The sequence below is a fragment of the Campylobacter concisus genome, assembly GCF_003048575.1.
GTDB lineage: Bacteria > Campylobacterota > Campylobacteria > Campylobacterales > Campylobacteraceae > Campylobacter_A > Campylobacter_A concisus_U.
The window spans coordinates 133,580-152,202 of sequence record NZ_PIRZ01000002.1 but is presented as its reverse complement, the minus strand read 5'-3'; the positions used below and the strand labels follow the sequence as shown (position 1 = coordinate 152,202).

Annotated in this window: 17 protein-coding genes, 3 tRNA genes and 1 pseudogene; 12 read left to right on the top strand and 9 right to left on the bottom strand. The window is 37.5% G+C overall.

The window, feature by feature from the left end; genetic code table 11:
* Positions 1 to 2: 2 nt before the first annotated feature.
* The 5 genes from CVS84_RS02945 to gmhB are packed head-to-tail and all read right to left on the bottom strand — an operon-like array spanning position 3 to position 3,856.
* A complete protein-coding gene (locus CVS84_RS02945; RefSeq protein ID WP_107691089.1) occupies positions 3 to 398 on the bottom strand; it encodes an SseB family protein in 396 nt (131 codons plus the stop codon).
* Between the two features lies 1 nt (position 399).
* Positions 400 to 969, bottom strand: a complete 570-nt coding sequence (gene gmhA / locus CVS84_RS02940) for a D-sedoheptulose 7-phosphate isomerase (protein ID WP_107691088.1) — start codon at positions 967 to 969, stop codon at positions 400 to 402.
* Positions 944 to 2,362, bottom strand: coding sequence for a D-glycero-beta-D-manno-heptose-7-phosphate kinase (rfaE1, locus tag CVS84_RS02935; protein ID WP_107691087.1), 1,419 nt, complete (start codon positions 2,360 to 2,362; stop codon positions 944 to 946). The genes gmhA and rfaE1 overlap by 26 nt, the downstream gene beginning before the upstream one ends.
* Entirely contained in the window at positions 2,355 to 3,344 is a 990-nt protein-coding gene (gene rfaD, locus CVS84_RS02930) for an ADP-glyceromanno-heptose 6-epimerase (RefSeq protein ID WP_087582375.1), read from the bottom strand. Before rfaD ends, rfaE1 begins: the two co-directional genes overlap by 8 nt.
* The gene (gmhB, locus tag CVS84_RS02925) at positions 3,341 to 3,856 is read right to left on the bottom strand and encodes a D-glycero-beta-D-manno-heptose 1,7-bisphosphate 7-phosphatase (RefSeq protein WP_107691086.1); all 516 of its coding nucleotides are present in this window, start codon (positions 3,854 to 3,856) and stop codon (positions 3,341 to 3,343) included. The genes rfaD and gmhB overlap by 4 nt, the downstream gene beginning before the upstream one ends.
* A gap of 91 nt (positions 3,857 to 3,947) precedes the next feature.
* On the opposite strand from gmhB, the gene CVS84_RS02920 reads away from it, so the two are divergent.
* Both CVS84_RS02920 and CVS84_RS09795 read left to right on the top strand, forming a co-directional pair.
* Positions 3,948 to 4,250: a c-type cytochrome gene (locus tag CVS84_RS02920; RefSeq protein WP_072594134.1), complete on the top strand. Its 303-nt coding sequence runs from the start codon at positions 3,948 to 3,950 to the stop codon at positions 4,248 to 4,250.
* A gap of 431 nt (positions 4,251 to 4,681) precedes the next feature.
* Positions 4,682 to 4,831: pseudogene (locus CVS84_RS09795) on the top strand (hypothetical protein); the annotation flags it as partial.
* Positions 4,832 to 4,859: 28 nt separating this feature from the next.
* Here CVS84_RS09795 and CVS84_RS02910 read toward each other — a convergent pair.
* The 4 genes from CVS84_RS02910 to flgL form a co-directional block, all read right to left on the bottom strand.
* Positions 4,860 to 4,934: transfer RNA gene (locus CVS84_RS02910), tRNA-Met, on the bottom strand.
* Between the two features lie 25 nt (positions 4,935 to 4,959).
* Positions 4,960 to 5,034, bottom strand: a tRNA-Gln gene (locus CVS84_RS02905).
* A gap of 107 nt (positions 5,035 to 5,141) precedes the next feature.
* The gene (locus CVS84_RS02900) at positions 5,142 to 7,223 is read right to left on the bottom strand and encodes a DNA translocase FtsK 4TM domain-containing protein (RefSeq protein WP_413784321.1); all 2,082 of its coding nucleotides are present in this window, start codon (positions 7,221 to 7,223) and stop codon (positions 5,142 to 5,144) included.
* A 143-nt stretch (positions 7,224 to 7,366) separates the two neighbouring features.
* A complete protein-coding gene (gene flgL / locus CVS84_RS02895) occupies positions 7,367 to 9,682 on the bottom strand; it encodes a flagellar hook-associated protein FlgL (RefSeq protein ID WP_107691083.1) in 2,316 nt (771 codons plus the stop codon).
* A gap of 139 nt (positions 9,683 to 9,821) precedes the next feature.
* Between flgL and CVS84_RS02890 the strand changes: the two genes are divergently transcribed.
* From CVS84_RS02890 to CVS84_RS02845, 10 genes are all read left to right on the top strand, one after another.
* Positions 9,822 to 10,568: a YaaA family protein gene (locus CVS84_RS02890; protein ID WP_107691082.1), complete on the top strand. Its 747-nt coding sequence runs from the start codon at positions 9,822 to 9,824 to the stop codon at positions 10,566 to 10,568.
* A gap of 124 nt (positions 10,569 to 10,692) precedes the next feature.
* The gene (locus CVS84_RS02885; RefSeq protein ID WP_012001719.1) at positions 10,693 to 10,995 is read left to right on the top strand and encodes an HU family DNA-binding protein; all 303 of its coding nucleotides are present in this window, start codon (positions 10,693 to 10,695) and stop codon (positions 10,993 to 10,995) included.
* Between the two features lie 69 nt (positions 10,996 to 11,064).
* Positions 11,065 to 11,151 (top strand) — tRNA-Leu (locus CVS84_RS02880).
* Positions 11,152 to 11,217: 66 nt separating this feature from the next.
* Positions 11,218 to 12,987 carry a response regulator gene (locus CVS84_RS02875; protein ID WP_107691081.1) on the top strand — a complete coding sequence of 590 codons (1,770 nt, stop codon included), beginning with the start codon at positions 11,218 to 11,220 and terminating at the stop codon, positions 12,985 to 12,987.
* Between the two features lie 98 nt (positions 12,988 to 13,085).
* A complete protein-coding gene (locus CVS84_RS02870; protein WP_084108126.1) occupies positions 13,086 to 13,991 on the top strand; it encodes an AEC family transporter in 906 nt (301 codons plus the stop codon).
* A gap of 62 nt (positions 13,992 to 14,053) precedes the next feature.
* Entirely contained in the window at positions 14,054 to 14,308 is a 255-nt protein-coding gene (locus tag CVS84_RS02865) for a pyruvate kinase (protein ID WP_054196512.1), read from the top strand.
* A gap of 9 nt (positions 14,309 to 14,317) precedes the next feature.
* Positions 14,318 to 14,980: a response regulator transcription factor gene (locus CVS84_RS02860; RefSeq protein ID WP_107691080.1), complete on the top strand. Its 663-nt coding sequence runs from the start codon at positions 14,318 to 14,320 to the stop codon at positions 14,978 to 14,980.
* Positions 14,973 to 16,142: a sensor histidine kinase gene (locus tag CVS84_RS02855; protein WP_107691079.1), complete on the top strand. Its 1,170-nt coding sequence runs from the start codon at positions 14,973 to 14,975 to the stop codon at positions 16,140 to 16,142. Before CVS84_RS02860 ends, CVS84_RS02855 begins: the two co-directional genes overlap by 8 nt.
* Before the next feature lie 125 nt (positions 16,143 to 16,267).
* The gene (locus CVS84_RS02850) at positions 16,268 to 17,743 is read left to right on the top strand and encodes an aldehyde dehydrogenase family protein (RefSeq protein ID WP_107691078.1); all 1,476 of its coding nucleotides are present in this window, start codon (positions 16,268 to 16,270) and stop codon (positions 17,741 to 17,743) included.
* A 177-nt stretch (positions 17,744 to 17,920) separates the two neighbouring features.
* A complete protein-coding gene (locus tag CVS84_RS02845; protein ID WP_107691077.1) occupies positions 17,921 to 18,622 on the top strand; it encodes a metallophosphoesterase in 702 nt (233 codons plus the stop codon).
* Position 18,623 lies beyond the last annotated feature (1 nt).

Sequence of the window (18,623 nt, the reverse complement as noted above, 5' to 3'; positions counted from 1 at the left end):
TTTTAGTCTAAAATTTTTTCTATCTGCTCTTTTTTAAGAATAAAATCATAGCTAAAAGCATCAACCACGACTCCAGCGTAGCTGCTCTCTTTTAGCATCGCAAGATACTCTTTTAGCCCTATCTCAATGCTCTCTTGCTCACTGTCGTTTCGCCAAAGCTTCATCGCCTCTTTGCTAGTAAATGCTGGAAAATAGCTAAGCTTCTCGCCCTCATCTTCAAGTAGGATAAATTTGATATTTGAGCCCTCCTCCTCATAGACTACGCCGCCATCAGGCTTTGCGAGTGCTTGATTTAAAAGCACCGGAGCGAAAAAGCTAGCCTTTTTTAAAGCCGCTATCAAATTTACCTCATTTTTCTCGCTAGGATCACTTAAAAATTTATCCATCGCTTCTTGCATATTAACCCCTAAAAGCCTCGTCCACGGCCTGACAGATCGTGTGAATAAAAAATATGTGCGACTCTTGAATTCTTGCTGTATCGCTTGAGCTAACAACTAAATTTAGATCACATCCTTCATTCATAGCGCCACCTCCTTTACCGCTTAGTCCAAGCACTGACGCGCCCATTTTCTTGGCACTTTTTATAGCTTCAAGGACATTTTTGCTGTTGCCGCTTGTTGAGATCGCCACGAGCAAGTCACCTGGCTGAGCCAAAGCCTCAAACTGACGTGAAAAAACATAGTCAAAGCCGTAGTCGTTGCCAATGGCTGTAAGTGCCGAAGTATCAGTGGTTAGCGCGATGCCAGGAAGTGGTTGGCGCTCGCTTTTATATCTGCCAGTTAGCTCAGCTGCAAAATGCTGAGCGTCCGCTGCAGAGCCGCCGTTGCCACATATAAGCACCTTTTTACCATTTTTTAGCGTATCAGCTACCATCTGGCAAGCACGCTCTAAGTTATCAAGCAAATTTACATGCTCACTAAAGGTCTTTTGGTGAGCCTCGAGCTCATTTTTTATCATTGTTTTTAGCATCTTTTATCCTTTTTATTATCCCTGTTGTGCTTTTACCCTCGACAAAGTCAATCAGCCTGACCTCTTTTACGATATCGCTACCAATGACCTCTTTGTCTTTATAATCAGCCCCTTTTACAAGCACATCAGGCTTTATCTGTGTTATCAAATTTAAAGGCGTATCCTCATCAAAAATCACGACATAATCAACAAATCCAAGCCCACTTAGCACGCATGCTCTATCATCTTGTGAGTTTATAGGTCTTGCCTCGCCTTTTAGTCTCTTTACTGAAGCGTCTGAGTTTAGTCCGACAACTAAAAGATCGCCAAGCTCTCTTGCTCGCGCTAGGTATTTTACGTGTCCAGCGTGCAGTATATCAAAGCAGCCATTTGTAAAAACGACCTTTTTCTTGCCCTTTTGGCTCAAAATTTCTTCTAGCTCCTCAACGCTTTTAAGCTTGTGCTCGAAATTTGCCCCAAATGAGCTATTTAGCAGCTGTTCGATCTCGCTAAAGCTAGCCGTTGCACTACCGATCTTCGCCACGACGACGGCTGCTGCGAGGTTTGCTATCTTTATCGCCTCTTTTATATCAGCTCCATTTGCCAGCATATAGCCAAGTGTGGCAAGCACCGTATCTCCAGCACCAGTGACGTCAAAGACCTCTTTTGCTTTAGCGGCAAAAATGTGTAGTCTGTCATCATATAGCGCGATGCCCTCTTCTGAGATCGTGATGATCGAATAGGTTAAATTTAGCCTGTCTTTTAGCTGTTTTATCGCCTTTTCAAGCTCGGCCTTGTCTTTTATCTTTAAATTTGTAGCCTCGCTCGCCTCTTTTTTATTTGGCGTTAGAAGGGTCGCGTTTTTGTACTTTGAGTAGTCGCTGCCTTTTGGATCGATAAGCACTGGGATTTTTAGCTTCACGCACTCGTCTATGATCTCTTGGCAGACCTTTTCGCTAAGCACGCCTTTACCGTAGTCACTTAGCAAGACGGCCTTAAAATTTGCAAGGTTTTCTTTTACTTTTGAGACGAGTTCATCTTCTAAATTTATCTTAACAACGCTCTCTTTATCGATCCTGACAACTTGCTGGTGCGATGCCATAATACGGCTTTTTATCGAGCTTTCGCGTCCTTTTTCGGTGAGTATGAGCTCATCTTTTACGTTTAGCTCAGCGAGCCTCTCTTTTATCTTTTTGCCAGCCTCATCATCTCCTAAGACGCTAGCCACGCTCACGTTTGCACCAAGGGAAAGCAAATTTCTCACCACATTGCCAGCGCCACCAAGCGTGTAGGTTTCGTTATTTATCTTTACAACCTGCACTGGAGCTTCAGGCGAGATGCGCTCACAACTGCCCCAGATGTAGTGATCTAGCATGAGATCGCCGACGACTAAAATTTTAACTCTCTTAGCCATTTAGCTCTTCCTTATAAATTCTCTTTATTTCTGGCAAGTAGTCTTTTATTGCCTCTTCCAAGCTCCAAGTCGCGCTAAAACCAAATGCCTCGCGAGCTGGAGCTACGTCGGCCTCAGTGTGAAACTGATATGAGCCGATAAATGGGTTTTTTATGTATTCATTGCCTAAATTTACGCCGATCTCACGCTGCAAGATGTCGGCGATATCTTGAAAGCTTCTTGCCTTGCCAGTAGCTGCGTTATAGACGCCACTTGGCGCGTCAAGTGCTTTTATGTTTGCCTCAATGATATCTTTTATATAGACAAAGTCACGCTTGATCTGGTCGCTACCCTCAAAGAGCCTTGGGGTCTTGCCAGCTAAAATTTGCAGACCAAACTGCAGCACCATCGAGGCGGTTTTATTTTTGAAAAACTCGCCTTTACCAAAGACATTAAAATACCTCAGCCCAACAACGCTCACGCCACGCTTTGCGTAAATTTTATTGATATTATCCATGCTTAGTTTGCTAAAGCCATAGACATTATTTGGCGCTTCGCACTCGCCGACGGTTTGTGGGCTCTTTGCGTTGCCGTAAGTCGCTCCAGAGCTTGCATAGATCATCTTTGCGCCCAAACTCTCGCAGATATCAAGCAAATTTACAAATGCGTTTACATTTGTTTTTATTAGCTCGTCTTGCTCTTTTACGGTCGTGTCAGAAATCGCTGCCTCATGGTAGATAACGTCTGGACGAAAGCTCTTTATCTTTTCAAGCGTACTAGGATCGTTGATGTCTCCAGCGTAAATTTCACCCTTAAAGCCAAGTAAATTTTTAAAATGGCCAAAGCTTTTTAGGTTGCCATTGCTAAATGTCTCATCGTTTCTAAATTTATCCACGACAAGCACGTGAGCATCTTTGTAATTTTCATCAAAATAATGCGCTAAGGCTGAGCCAATAAAGCCAGCGCCTCCAGTTATAACTATCTTTTTTCCATTTAAATTCATAGTGATTTTTCCTTTTTTAGCTTATTTAAAACATCTCTTACATCTTTAAAATTTATGCTATCAAGCAAGAAATTTCTACCAACACCTGCCCTTTTGCCAGCCTCGATGTCACTTGGCTTATCGCCTATCATGAGCGAGTTTTCAAGGTCTATGTTAAACTCTTTGCAAGCATCAAGTATCATTTTTGGATTTGGTTTTCTACAAGCGCAATCCGCCTCTGGAGCGTGTGGGCAAAAGTAGACTTTGGTGATAAAAATTTGCTCTTTTTTGAAAATTTCAAGCATAAATTTAGTTAGAGCGTCAAACTGCTCCTGCGTGTAGTAGCCTCTTCCGATACCTGATTGATTTGTCACGACAAAGAGCTTATAGCCAGCATCGCTAAATTCTCTCAATGCGTCAAAAATGCCATCGATAAATTTAAAGTCTTTGATCTCGCAAACATATCCAGCATCTTCGTTTATTACGCCGTCTCGATCCAGAAAAAGTGCTTTAATAGGCTCATTTTTATTCATTTGGTGATTATAGCCAAAATATTTTAACTAGCTTCTTGCGAATTTACCTTTTTGTACTATAATGCATAAACTTTTTTACAAAGGATGAAAAATGAAAAAATTACTAATTGTTTCTAGCGTTGCGGCTCTACTTTCAACTGCTGCCTTTGCTGCAGATGGTGCTGCTATCTACAAAAAATGCATCGCCTGTCATGGTGCGAAAGCTGAAAAAATGTTCAATAATAAAGTTCCAGCTTTAACATCTCTTGATGCAGCAGCTATCGAAGAGGCACTAAAGGGTTATAAAACAGGAGCAAATAAATTTGGTCTTGGCGCTATGATGAAACCAATCGCTACTCCAATGAGCGACGAAGATGCAAAAGCAGTAGCTGAATACATCCAAACTTTAAAATAATAATTAGGGGCATTCGCCCCTCCTGTATTTTTAAATTTATACTAATAATCCATAAAACATATAGCAGATGGGAATTTCTCTTTTTATATTTAAAAGTTATGAAACCTATTTTTACTAATCTTTCTTTTTACATATTAAAATAAAACCATTCTAGTCTTTAAAGCCATAAAGCAACGCTTAGAGATAGCTGATAGCGTAAGTAAAATAGAGGCACGCAAACTCTCTTTACTGAAACAAAAGACGACCAAGTGCTTCGTATGGCTTACTACTGGGTATCTCAAGGGGCTTATGATAACTGCAAAGATTTGCCACTAGATAAGTGCCCCATAACTCATCTAAACCACGATACAGCAAATCGTATGTGATGGGCTGTAAGAAACCATCTAGGATACAAGGGAGAAAACAATACTCACGGACTATATGTATTACGCCATACAGTGGCTTCTAGGTTAGTGAGTTTGAAAGGATTTAATGCTCATAAATTAATGAGATTTATGGGTCATAAGGATATTAAGAGTAGCTTGCACTATGTCCATCTTAATGTAGAGGATATACGCGATGGCATAGGGGTTGGCGTTTAGTTTTTAGGTGGTAAAAGTAATGGGCATTTGGTTGCGGAGGACGGATTTGAACCGCCGACCTTCGGGTTATGAGCCCGACGAGCTACCACTGCTCTACTCCGCGACAAGGATTATTTTGGATTTAAAAGTGGATGGGGTAAGAGGATTCGAACCTCTGGATGACTGGACCAAAACCAGTTGCCTTACCGCTTGGCGATACCCCAATGTTTTTAAGAATTGTAATTATATAGATTTTAATGTGCTTTGTCAAGACTTTTTAGAATTTTAATAAAAATTAAAATTCTAAAATTAAAGCAATTTATGACTTTAGCTATAAAATTTCTCTTTGTCCTTTTGCATTCACTGGACTTAAAACACCCATTCTTTCCATTTGTTCGATTATATTTGCAGCTTTGTTATAACCTATTTTTAAACGTCTTTGCAGATAACTGATCGACGTTTTTTGCTCACTTAAAATGATCTCTTTGGCCTCTTCGTAAAGCTCGTCAAGCTCATCTTCTCCTAGAGTACCAGCGGCCACACTTCCGCTTGTGCCTTCTTCTATTAAAAATTTCTCATCATAAACTACATCTTGTTGCTCTTTTAAGAAATTTACGATTGTCTCTATCTCTTTTTCGCTCGCAAAAGGCGCATGCAGTCTTATCACACCAGGACTTCCAGGAGGCGTAAACAGCATATCTCCGCGTCCGAGCAAGCTCTCAGCTCCCATTTGATCCAAGATGACCTTACTATCGATTCTCTGCCCTACCCTATAGCTTATCCTACTTGGTAAATTTGCCTTTATAAGGCCAGTCACGACATCAACACTTGGGCGCTGGGTTGCCACTATCAAGTGTATGCCGCTAGCCCTTGCCATCTGTGCTAGGCGGCCGATATAAAGCTCTACATCCTTGCCACTAGTCATCATAAGGTCAGCAAGCTCGTCGATGATCACAACGATGTATGGAAACTGCTCACCGCCCTCCTCTTTCATCTTTTCATTGTAGCTCTCTATATTTTTCGTACGAGTTTGGCTCATTATCTTATATCTTCGCTCCATTTCAGCGACCATATTGGCAAGTGCAGTGATCGCTTTTTTAGCCTCTGTAATGACCGGTGTCAAAAGGTGCGGAATATCGTTATATATGCTAAATTCAAGCATTTTTGGATCTATCATCATTAGACGCAAAGTTTGTGGGCTATTTCTATAAAGCAGGCTTAAAAGCATCGCATTTATACCCACACTCTTGCCTGATCCTGTAGTTCCAGCGATTAGCAAATGAGGTAGCTTTTTAAGATCAGTCACAAAAGGAGCACCAACGATATCTTTGCCAAGTGCCATAGTTAGTGGGCTACTTGCGTTTTTAAAGACTTCGCTCTCTAAAATTTCTTTTAGATATATAGTTTCTAAATTTTGATTTGGCACCTCGATGCCTACGACATCTTTGCCGGGGATCGGCGCTTGGAGACGGATAGTTTGAGCCTTTAGTGCCATCGCTAGGTCATCTTGAAGCGTTAAAATTTTACTTACCTTGATATGTGGGGCTGGACGAAACTCAAATGTCGTGACGATAGGCCCAGTATAAGTTCTAACCACATCGCCGTCTATTTTAAACTTACGGAGTTTATCAAGCAAATTAGAAATTTGCTGATCGATTTCCGTTTCATTGACACTATGCGAGCGTTTTGGCGGATCGTTTAAAAATTTAAGCGGTGGCAAGACAAAATTCTTTGGCTTTTCCACATTTCCTCGCTCTATTTGATCAAGCAACTTCTTGTTTTCAGCCACTTCGTTTAAAATTTCAACTCCGTTTATAGTTGAGGCCCTGCTCTCTTTTTCTAGCTCAGGCTCTAGCTCTTCATCTAAATTCTGCTCATCATCATTTAGTACCTGAGCTTCGATAAGCTCTTCTTCTTTTATATCATTATTCTTTTGTCTTTTGCGTTCTATCTTTGGGATTTGTTTTGGTTTTATATCTTTTAAATTTTTACTCGCCTCGTAGCTTTTTGGCTCTCTATCGACAAAAGCCTTTCTTAAAACAATGATAAAATTTTCTCTAAAAGCAAGCCCAAGTGAAATAATAAACATCATAAGTATAGCAACCGCAGTGCCGATAGAGCCGATCACCTCTTTTAAGGCACTAACTATGAAATTTCCAATTATACCGCCATTTATGCTAGAAGTGCTCAAGGCTTGAAACATCAAAAAAGCTACAAAAAAGAGAAAAATTCCTATCAAAAACTGAGCAAAATCAAAGTCAAATTTTTTAAAATTTTTATAGACAAAATAGCCCAAAATGATCAATAAAAATGGATAAACATACGCAATAAGTCCAAAATATTTGATATTTAAAATACCAAGGCTTTGTCCAAGTGAGCCAACAAAATCAGCAGTTGGAGCAGCTGTGGCGATACCAAAATATATAAAAATGCAAACAAAAATTGTAAATAAGATATGTCGTAAAATTTTAGATCCTTTATAAAAAAGGCTTATTATAGCACGCTTGAGTTTAATTTTAAAAAATCAGCAAGCTAGGTGGCCTGCTGATTTAAATTTTAATTTAAATAATTTAGTAAGCTTAGTTGATTTATCTTTGCGCTTGCTTGTAGAGTTGCTTGATAAGATAGTGAAAGCTGCGTAAATTTCAGATATGACTCCGCATAGTCTGCATCAATTACATCATTTTTAACAGTTTGCACATTCACTTTCATTACTTCGGCTCGCTCTTTTGTAGCTGTTAAAAGTCTTGATTGAGAGCCGATCTTTGTAAGCTCTTTATTTGCATGATCTATTAAATGATCAAGCCTTTGTAATGCACCTTGCATGCCGGTATTTCGTGGGTCATTACTATTTGCATCAGCTCTATAATATCCCTTTCTAACAGCTTCGATCATATTATCAAGGTCTTGAAAAACGCTCGTGCTTGGCTCATCAATAGTTAAAGCATTATTTTCATTAAAGCTAAAAACAGAGCCTTTTCCTTGAGCGTGTCCAGCATTACCGGCTGTATCTCTGCCGGTGCTATCTCCATCAAATTTATCGCTATTTTTTGAATCATACATAGTTACTTCTATGTTTGTTACTGATTTTGTCTTGTCGGTTAAAATCATTCTGCCACGATCATCTAAAGTTGTCTCTACTGCACCTTTAGTTTTTGATAGAGCTTCTTTATATGCATTATAGTTTTGATCTCTTTTTACTTTTTCAATATCTGTATCAAAATTTGCGTTTTCTGCATGTGGAGGATTTGGGATATTATCACTTGCTGCCATAGCAACTATATCCATGAGCTGCCTATAAGTAAAATCGCTAGCATAAGTTCTGTAACTTCCAAACTCATCTGAGTTATAAACTGTTAAAGTCCTAGGTGCAGAAGGTGTGCCACCTGGTGGTGTAGATGTTATTTCAAATTGCACTGGAGTATTTGTACCCCCTGCTGTGCCCATTTTTACCTTTATGTCATATTTTGTACCGGTGATTGACTTTACTTGTAATTTTATCTCTTGGTTGTCGATATTAAAAAGCTCTCTCTTTCTAGCATCGACATCTTTTGGATATAAATTTCTATCGTAGCTCTCTTTTGTACCAGAGACTTCGCTTAGCTTTGTCTGATCTGTTGCATATTCGCCCGTTCTTCTAGCTACTTGAGGTAAATTTGCGATTAGTTCATTATCCTTTCTTTCAAATCTAACCTTATCATAGTCAAATGCATTTGTCGCATTTCCATCCTTGTCAAGATATTTACTTTTTACAAATTCTGTAATGTGAACTGTTTTTGGAACGCGATTTGCCATAGTCTCAAGATCTTCAAGAGAATTTACCGCATCAAGTGCGTTGTTTTGAGCGATTGCACCGCGATTTGGTGCTACTGATGTGGCTGCAACCATATGAAAGTCAATAGTTTGATTACCTTTAGTAAGATCTTTTATATTAAATTGTCCATCATTATTTATGCTTACATCAACAACCTTTGTTGTTTTTGTATTGCCAAATTCCATGCCGATTTTTTCCATAAGCCCAGCCATTGTTGTATTTGCACTCATCTTAAATTTGCTAGTAAATGTCGTACCGTCTGGCTTTTTGCCTTGCATAAAAAAATACGTGTCCGGAAAATTTACATTTGAATTATCTAAAAAATCATAATCCGGATTTATTGTGCCATTGTAAGAGCCATCACTTCTAACCACTGAATCACTAGCGTAATTTAGTCCGATCATATTTTTTATCTTGCTGTTATCGTTTAGAAATTTTGGCGCATAAGAGATGTCGGTTCTAGTTTGATCAGCTAAACGAACATTTGTGGTCAAAATTTTACTGTAATCACCGTCTTTTCCTAAAAATAGATCATATCCTGGGATATTGTAAGGAAGCTCAACCTGAGCACCGGCTGATGTTTTCATATAATCACGGTTGCCTTGATACTTTCCTGCACCATCTATTGGCTTTGTATCAACAGCGCTTCCAGAAAACAAAAACTGCCCATTAACCGAAGTGTTTGCAATATTCACAAGGTGATTTTTTATGCCTTGAAGATCATTTGCCAAAGCCTCTAGCGATGTCTTACTATGCACGCTGCTAGCTGCTTGGACTACTTTTGTCTTAAAATTTTCAAGCTGTTTTTCAAACTCTTGTAATGCATTATCTGTATTTTTTGAGAAATTTACAGATTTACCAGTGGCATCAACTACTTGAGTGAGAGTAGTCGCTTCATAATCAAGCCTCATTGCATCATTATAAGTCGCAGCACCATCGTATGGATCTTGAATTTTCAAACCATTTGAGAGCTGCTTGTAGCTTTTATTTACACCAGTCATATTTTTTTGGTAGTCATGCAAAGTCTGACTAAAACGTAGTTGGTTTGTTATTCTCATAATTTTTTCCTAAATTTTTATTCACTCTAAGCAAAAATGATTCCGCTTGTTTTTATATCGGTAAAAATTTGATTTTTTTTAGCACAAAAAGTTTATTGTATAATCCAACAAAAATTTATATATAAAATAGGTAAGAAAAATGGCATTAAAAATTCTCTTTTCTCCAAGCGAAAGTAAAATTTCTCTAAATACAAATAATAAATTTAATGGTAAGGATTTGATATTTCCAGAACTTTTTGACAAAAGAGTTGAAATTTTAAACAAATACGATGAGTTTTTAAAAAACGCAAATTTAGACGAGATAAAAAAGCTTTTTGGACTAAAAGAGCTTGAAGAGAGCAAGCAGTTGCGAGAAAGTCTATCTCAAAAAGGCAGCATAAAAGCTATTTTAAGGTATGATGGTGTGGCTTATAAGCATCTAAACTATCGTGGTTTAGACAATGAGGTACAAAAATATATAGATAATAATGTTTTAATATTTTCAAATTTATTTGGGCCTATCTTAGCAAAAGATGAGATACCAGAATACAAACTAAAGCAAGGTGAAAAGCTAGGTGGCTTTGAAATTTCAAAATTTTATGAAAAAAATTTTAGTAAAGCGGTTAATGATTTTTTGCAAAATGATGAGATTTTAGACCTTAGAGCTAAGTTTTATGAAAAATTTTACACTATAAAAAAAGAATACATAACTTTTTGTTTTGTAAAAAATAAAAAAATAGTGAGTCATCACGCAAAAGCGTATAGAGGCAGAGTTTTGCATGAGATCGCAAATAAATTTGTAAAAAGTAAAAATGAACTAATGAGCTTAAATTTTAAAAATTTAAGACTTATTGATATGAAAAAGATTGGGCTAAAGACCGAGCTTATGTTTGAAATTTGCGAGTAAATTTTTAAAAAAATTGCATTTTTTGTTAAAAAAATGTAAAAAAGAGCTAAATTTAGGGAAAAAGTATTGTATTTTTTTTTAAAAGAGTGTAATATAGCCACATAACTTCTTAAAAGGATGGTTCATGAAAAAAGCTGAATTTATTCAAGCTGTTGCCGATAAGGCTGGTCTTTCAAAAAAAGATACTCTAAAAGTTGTTGATGCTACTTTGGAGACAATCCAAGCAGTTCTTGAAAAAGGCGATACAATTAGCTTTATAGGCTTTGGTACTTTCGGTACTGCTGACAGAGCTGCAAGAAAAGCTAGAGTTCCTGGAACTAAAAAAGTTATCGATGTTCCTGCTAGCAAAGCAGTTAAGTTCAAAGTTGGCAAAAAACTTAAAGAAGCAGTTGCTGCTGGTGCTGCTAAAAAAGGTAAAAAGAAATAATTTCTTTTTAGGGGAGTCCTCCTCCCCCTTTTTTTATCTCACGCAATTTTAATTTCAAATCTTAACTTAGCCCGAGTGGTGAAACTGGTAGACGCGCCAGACTCAAAATCTGGTAAGGGCAACCTTGTGTCGGTTCGAGTCCGACCTCGGGCACCATTATACGTCTAAATACTTTCTAAATTTATCCGATATTATCTGCAACATCTTTAAAAAGGATTTTAGATGAATATTACACCTTTAAAATATAACTTTATAAATTTAAAAGATTTAGAAAATCCTACAGATATGCTCCATACCTTTAAGGATAAACAAGGTTTAGAGATAAATAACGAACAAATTTCAAATTTAAAAGAAAGTATCAAAGCAAGCAAAGTTATAAACATCACTGATTCCGAGATCAAAGAGCAAAACAGATACAAAATCCTACAAAAAGTAGAAGAAATTTTAAATAACTACTCAAAAAATCTCATCTACAGCAACAATAAAATTTACTCCGATGAGCTTTCTAAAGGCTATCATTTTAATGAAAATGCCTACTTTAAAAATATAAAAGCTTCAGATAGCAGCAGTATGCTATCTACACTAAAAAGTGGATACTTAGAAAATACAAAATTTAAAAATTTAAACGATTACGCCTATTCAAACACTCTAAAAACAAAATATGGCGAAGTAGAAGTATTTTTAGATATTTACGGCGATAACGACAAACTTGGCACTACAAAATTAGAAAATAATAGCTATCTTTTTAGCTTTGATAGCAACAATGACGGTGTACTAGATCAAAAAGATATACTCTTTGATAAGTTAAAAGTAAGGGGTTATGACAAAGACGGAAATGAAAAAATAGCAAATTTAAGCGATGTGATGCCAAGGGTTGATCTTAGACAGTTTATCAGCACAAATGTCATAAATCACAACCAAATAGAAAGAGAAGAGCTAAATCGTAAAGCAACGATCACAAATAATCCCGATCTTTACGTGGATACAAAAGATATTGATTATAGGCACTCTTACTACGCCTCAGATCCAAATACTTTGTTCGCTGCAGAAAACAGATATGAAAAGATAGAGAAAAATGATATAAATAATTTCTTTAAAAAATATGCCCAAAATGACGGCTGGGTCGATCTAAGACACAATAATATCTTTGGCAAAGATAGCTCTTTTAAAAATTTTGCCTATCTTAAAGTGGGTTTTGATGACACTGCAAGACTAAGCGAGTTTAATCCGATCATTGAGCCGAGCAAAGATTACAAAAAAGATGAAAATTTCTCATATACAAAATTTCAAAAAGATAGTTTTATGAAATTTTACAAAGATTATAACGCTGAGTTTGACGCATACAACAAAATGATAGAAAATCTTGGCAATAATTTAAAGAAATTTGAAGAAAATGTGGACGCTTATATATCAAAGCTTGAAAAGACAAAATCAGCCAAAATGATCGCGATGGAAAATGAATTTAAACAAGCAACTGGGCTTGAGTTTAGTATCTCAAATTTAAAAAAAGTAAAAAAGGCTTTTATAACAAATGAAGCCACAGCTGCCACATCTTTGCAAGATAGCGATAGCGTCATAGCTATGAAGCTAAACAAAGATGGCACCATAAGACTAAAATTTGATAGTGGTAGAGAGATAGACGTAAAAGAGCTTTATAACGATACTGGCAAGCTAAATACATCGAGTGAGCTAAAAACTAGCATAAATTTAGAGGCAAAAGAGATGAATAATGTGCAGCTAAATAGCTTGGATTTTAAGGATATTGGCTTCATGCAAGGTGATAAAATCGTAAGTCTAAAAGATGCCGGAGCGATCGCCATTGCCAATCTATCTAATAAATTTGAGAGTAAATTTTTAATCAGTCTAAATAATGGCAAAAGCATATCTACAAGAGAAATTTATAATATCAGCTATCTTGAGAATGATTTAAAGAGTAAAGAAAAGATAGATGAGAGAGATAAATTTTATAAAAAGGTTGATATTAAGGCATAAATTTTTGAGAGCAAATTTTAAAAAAGGTTTATTGTAATTTAATCTTATGGGTCCTATAATCAATTTTCCGTAAAATTTAGATTTAAAAGAGAAATGCTATGAATTTCACTCCACTTTTTGCAATTTTTTTCATAATCGCAACTGGTTTTTTTGCTAAAAAAGTGGGTATTGTTGAGCAAAAGCACTCGATCCCATTTGTGGATTTTGTCCTTTGTTTTGCAATGCCTGCGCTAATCTTTGACAAAATTTATCACGTAAACGTCGATGTTTCGCTTATAAATACAATTTTAATTGGCTTTGGCTCAACAGCTATCAGTGCTGTCATGGCGTTGGTACTTGGTAAGATCTTTAAATTTACTAAAGTAACAACTGTTAGTATGGTCATGTTAAGCCTTTTTGGTAATACCCTATTTGTCGGTATGCCTGTCATTCAAGGCTTCTTTGGCGATGCGATGGTAAATGAAGTCATCTTTTACGATCAAATAGCCACTGGTATCCCACTTTCGATCCTTGGGCCACTTATCCTCTCTTTTGCTGCACCAGAGAAGGTTTCACTATTTCAAAATACGATGAAAATTTTAAAATTTCCACCATTTATCGCGCTTATTATGGCTCTTATCTTAAAAGAAGTCCCTTTGCCAGAATTTATCTTTGCGCCACTTAGGATGTTTGAAGGCAGCGTCACTCCGGTAGCACTTTTTGCTATCGGTGTTGGATTAAATTTCAATAGCATCACAAGCACATATAAGGGCGTTAGCGTCGTGCTTTTATGTAAGATGATCTTGCCAGCTATCGTATTTTTCATCATATTAAAAGTCTCAGGTATCCAGATGAGCAAAACTTGGGTCGTTGGTCTCTTTCAATGTGCAATGCCAACATCAGCCCTTGCAAGTGCGATGGTCATAAAAGCTGGGCTTGATAGCTCGCTAGCCATCTCATCAGTGGCCATAGGCGTGCTTTTTTCATTTATCACGCTTCCAGTTATATATTTTGTATTTGCGTAAATTCACACTCACTTAACACTAAAGAGATAGTATTTCATCATATTTCATTTAAAGGAGACGTTATGAAGAAATTACTACTAGTTGCACTTGGTGCTATGTTTATGCTTGGTGGTCTTGCAAATGCTACTGAAATGATGAAAAAAGATGACATGGGCAAAGACGAGATGATGAAGAAAGAGCAGATGATGAAAGATGACATGGGCAAAAAACCCATGATAAAAAAAGATGAAATGAAAAAAGATGACATGGGCATGAAAGATGAAATGAAGAAAGACGACATGGGTATGAAAAAAGACGAAATGAAAAAAGGTATGTAAAGGTGCTTGATGGTTAGAATTTTGCTCGTTGAAGATGATGAAATTTTACTTGATCTCATCAGTGAGTATCTAAGCGAAAATGGCTATAAGGTCACTACTTCAGATAATGCCAAAGATGCACTTGATCTCGCCTACGAGCAAAATTTCGACCTGCTTATACTTGACGTCAAAATCCCACAAGGAGATGGCTTTTCACTTCTTTCTTCCTTAAGAGAGCTAGGTGTTAGCGCACCTAGCATCTTTACCACCTCGCTAAATACCATTGATGATCTTGAAAAAGGCTACAAAAGTGGCTGCGACGACTATCTAAAAAAGCCATTTGAGCTAAAAGAACTACTCATACGTATACAAGCACTTCTAAAGAGAAATTTCTCACACCAAAACGGCGAAGATATCAAAATTTTAGATGATCTTTGCTTTCACCCACAGAGCAAAACCCTAAGTAAAAACGGCGAAAATGTAAATATCTCGAGCAAAGAGAGCGACCTACTCGCCCTATTTTTGCAAAACAAAGGCAAAATTTTAACCAAAGATGAAATTTTTAATAAAATTTGGAAATTTGACGAGGAGCCAAGCGAGCTTAGCCTTCGTGTCTATATCAAAAATTTACGCCAAATTTTAGGCAAAGATGCCATATTAAATAGGCGTGGGGACGGCTATGTCTATGTCTGAAAAGACGCAAATTTTATTTAAAATTTTATCCCTCTATCTTGTTAGCACTGTGCTATTTTTAGGATATTTTTTCATACATGACTATAAAAACAAAAAAGAAGCGCTCATTTTAAACGAGGTGAAGTCTTTAAAAGAGATAAAAATGGGCATTTACATGAAAGCTAGAATGAATGGACTTGATTCAATTTCAAGTCTAACAAAAGAAAAAGGCGTGCATGCTTGCATCGTGCTAAAAAATGGCGAGAAAATTTATAAAGACTTTGACTGCCAAAAAATCGACAAAAGCAAAAATGTAAATTTGATAGACGGCAAAGTCGCGATATTTGAAAAGATCCAGTACATGGACGACAACACCACAGACGAGCTCTCATACGCAGATATTTTTCTAGTTGGCAAAGATATCAAGGCTGAAATTTTATCTTTACAAATTTCAACCATGCTAAAGGCGCTCTTTTTCTTTTTTGCCCTGCTCTTTGTCGCCTTTTACCTCGCAAAACTAAGCCTAAGACCGCTTTATGAAAAGATAGATACGCTAAACCGCTTTATAAAAGACTCAACACACGAGATAAACACGCCTCTAAGCGTCATCTCGATGAGCATAGAAACAGCCGATCTTGACAACCTAAATGAGCGAAATTTAAAGCGCTTTAACAATATCAGCCTTGCCGCAAAGAGCCTAAATAACATTTATGACGCGCTCGTTCATCTAAGCTTTAATCTAGATAAGCCAAGCAAAAAAGAGCTCATAGATCTAAATTTACTAACCACGCAAAGACTGAACTATTTCTCGCCATTTTTTGCCAAACGTGGCCTTAAGATAGACACCAGCCTAAAGCCTAGCTTCATAAACGCAGACCTTGAGGATATGAGCAAAATTTTAGATAATCTCCTAAGTAATGCCGCAAAATATGCAGCGCAAAATTCAGAAGTACGCATCGTTTTAGAGCCAAATTTCTTTAGCATAAGCAACCTTGGACATGGCATCAGCAAAGAGCAACAGCTACAAATTTTTGATCGCTACACGAGATTTAACGAAGATCAAGGCGGATTTGGCATAGGGCTAAATTTAGTTAAAGAGTGCTGCAAGAAAAATGATATCGTCGTAAAATGCCAAAGCGAACTTGGTAAAGAAACTACCTTTTCACTCTCTTGGAAGGACTAAATCCAAAATTTCTTATATTAGATAATAAATTTTATTAAAAAAGATAATTTATAGCAAAAATTTATTTTTGATAAATTTTATTAATATTATAATCCTTTTACAAAATCTTAATCGAGGAGAAAAGTATGAAGTTACTAGAAAAATATGGGCTTTTCATAAATGGTGAGTGGCGCGACGCAAAAGACGGCGCTACCCTTGATGCAAAAAATCCAGCAAACGGCGATCACCTTGCAAAGATCGCAGATGCGACTGAAGAAGATGTAAGTGATGCAGTTCGTGCTGCACGTGAGGCTTTTAAGAAATTTAAACACACTACAATTAGCGAGCGAGCAAAACTGCTAAACAAGATCGCTGACATAATCGATGAAAACAAAGAGCATTTAGCAAAAGTCGAGAGCATGGACAACGGTAAGCCGATCCGTGAGACGCTAAATGTTGATATTCCTTTTGCAGCAGAGCATTTTAGGTACTTTGCTGGCGTTATAATGGGCGAAGAAGGCAGCGCAAACGTGCTTGACGAGAAACAACTCTCTATCGTTTTACGCGAGCCACTAGGAGTTGTGGGGCAGATCGTGCCTTGGAATTTTCCATTTTTAATGGCAGCTTGGAAGCTAGCTCCAGTGATCGCAGCTGGCGATGCGAGCGTATTTAAGCCTTCAAGCGAGACAAGTCTAAGTGTGCTTGAGCTATTTAGGCTGATAGATAAAATTTTACCAAAAGGTTTAATAAACATCGTAACCGGCAGAGGCAGTAAGAGTGGCGAGTGGATCAAAAACCACCCAGGCCTTGACAAGCTAGCGTTTACTGGTTCAACCGAGATCGGCCGCGATATCGCCATAGCAGCAGCTAGACGTATCATACCAGCCACACTTGAGCTTGGTGGCAAGAGCGCAAACATCTTCTTTAACGATGCAAATTTAGACAAGGCGCTTGACGGCCTTCAGCTTGGAATTTTGTTTAACCAAGGTCAAGTTTGCTGCGCAGGTTCAAGAATTTTCGTAGAAGAGAGCTTTTACGACAAATTTATAGAGGCTGCGGTTAAGAAATTTAGTACCATAAAAGTTGGCGATCCACTCGATCCTAGCACTCAAATGGGCTCACAAATCAATAAAAAACAAGCTGAGCAAATTCTAAACTACGTTGAGATCGGCAAAAAAGAAGGTGCAAAAGTGGCAGTCGGTGGTAAAGCCTACACAGCAAATGGTTGCGACAAGGGCGCATTTGTCGAGCCAACACTGCTAGTTGATGTGACAAACGACATGAGAGTAGCTCAGGAAGAAATTTTTGGCCCAGTTGGCGTTGTCATTAAATTTAAAGATGAAGCCGAGCTTATCAAAATGGTAAATGATAGCGAATATGGCCTTGGTGGCGGAATTTTCACGCAAGACATCACAAAAGCGCTCCGCGTTGCAAGGTCTATGGAGACTGGCAGAGTCTGGATCAACACCTATAACCAAATCCCAGCAGGCAGCCCATTTGGCGGCTATAAAAACTCAGGTATCGGCCGAGAAACTCACAAAATCATCCTTGAGCACTACACTCAAATGAAAAATATAATGATTGACCTAACCGGTAAGGTTAGCGGCTTTTACGCACAATGATTTTAGGGAGCTTAGGCTCCCTTCTACTTTAAATTCCTTAAATTTTAAATATCTTTTACTAGGTTTTAACTTTATATATCGCTAGCATTACGCCAATATAGTACAGCTATACAAAAGTGTTTTTTAACACTACATTTTTAAGCTTAATAGACTAAAATTTGGCACAAAGGAGAAAAATTGAGCGAGCAAATTTATATTATAGGCGATGTGCACGGCTGTTTTAACACACTTTTAGAGCTTATCAAGCAGTTTCCAGACAAAGAAAAATCACAAATTTGCTTTGTCGGAGATGTGATAGATCGGGGGCTTTTTAGTTGCGATGTAGTCGAGCTTATCATGCAAAATAACTATAAAATGGTAATGGGAAATCATGAGCGCAGGCTGCTAAGTAATAAACTTGAATTTCTAAACAACAAAGTGCCATTTGACAGGAGCTGGTTCTTTGGAAACGGCGGAGAAGAGACATATAGATCATACCTTGGACAAAGTGTGGAGTTTAAGCAAAGGCATGTGGATTTTTTAGAAACAAGGCCAGTTTATCTGGAGTTTAAAGAGTGTAAAAACCAAAATGGCGAGCATTTGGTCGTTTCGCACTCGGCTGTTGGTAAATTTTGGACTTTAAGAGATGATGATAGCTCAAGAGATGAGTTTAGAAGGCATGTACTATCAGGCAGAGGCGATATGATGCAAGTTGAAGGCATATTTAATGTCTATGGCCACACGCCAGTGCGCGAGGCTAAGCTCTATACAAATAGCGCAAATATCGATACGGGATGTGTTTTTAATGAAGAAGGATATGACAAGCTAAGTGCCTTAGAATTTCCATCGATGAAAATTTATACGCAAAAAAATGTTGAAAATTTTAATAAACAAGGATAAA

Bases quoted from the DNA above. Each gene is read 5' to 3' on its own strand.
- CVS84_RS02945 (WP_107691089.1), bottom strand. From the start codon at position 398: ATGCAAGAAGCGATGGATAAATTTTTAAGTGATCCTAGCGAGAAAAAT.
- gmhA (WP_107691088.1), bottom strand. From the start codon at position 969: ATGCTAAAAACAATGATAAAAAATGAGCTCGAGGCTCACCAAAAGACC.
- rfaE1 (WP_107691087.1), bottom strand. From the start codon at position 2,362: ATGGCTAAGAGAGTTAAAATTTTAGTCGTCGGCGATCTCATGCTAGAT.
- rfaD (WP_087582375.1), bottom strand. From the start codon at position 3,344: ATGAATTTAAATGGAAAAAAGATAGTTATAACTGGAGGCGCTGGCTTT.
- gmhB (WP_107691086.1), bottom strand. From the start codon at position 3,856: ATGAATAAAAATGAGCCTATTAAAGCACTTTTTCTGGATCGAGACGGC.
- CVS84_RS02920 (WP_072594134.1), top strand. From the start codon at position 3,948: ATGAAAAAATTACTAATTGTTTCTAGCGTTGCGGCTCTACTTTCAACT.
- flgL (WP_107691083.1), bottom strand. From the start codon at position 9,682: ATGAGAATAACAAACCAACTACGTTTTAGTCAGACTTTGCATGACTAC.
- CVS84_RS02890 (WP_107691082.1), top strand. From the start codon at position 9,822: ATGGCATTAAAAATTCTCTTTTCTCCAAGCGAAAGTAAAATTTCTCTA.
- CVS84_RS02885 (WP_012001719.1), top strand. From the start codon at position 10,693: ATGAAAAAAGCTGAATTTATTCAAGCTGTTGCCGATAAGGCTGGTCTT.
- CVS84_RS02875 (WP_107691081.1), top strand. From the start codon at position 11,218: ATGAATATTACACCTTTAAAATATAACTTTATAAATTTAAAAGATTTA.
- CVS84_RS02870 (WP_084108126.1), top strand. From the start codon at position 13,086: ATGAATTTCACTCCACTTTTTGCAATTTTTTTCATAATCGCAACTGGT.
- CVS84_RS02865 (WP_054196512.1), top strand. From the start codon at position 14,054: ATGAAGAAATTACTACTAGTTGCACTTGGTGCTATGTTTATGCTTGGT.
- CVS84_RS02860 (WP_107691080.1), top strand. From the start codon at position 14,318: ATGGTTAGAATTTTGCTCGTTGAAGATGATGAAATTTTACTTGATCTC.
- CVS84_RS02855 (WP_107691079.1), top strand. From the start codon at position 14,973: ATGTCTGAAAAGACGCAAATTTTATTTAAAATTTTATCCCTCTATCTT.
- CVS84_RS02850 (WP_107691078.1), top strand. From the start codon at position 16,268: ATGAAGTTACTAGAAAAATATGGGCTTTTCATAAATGGTGAGTGGCGC.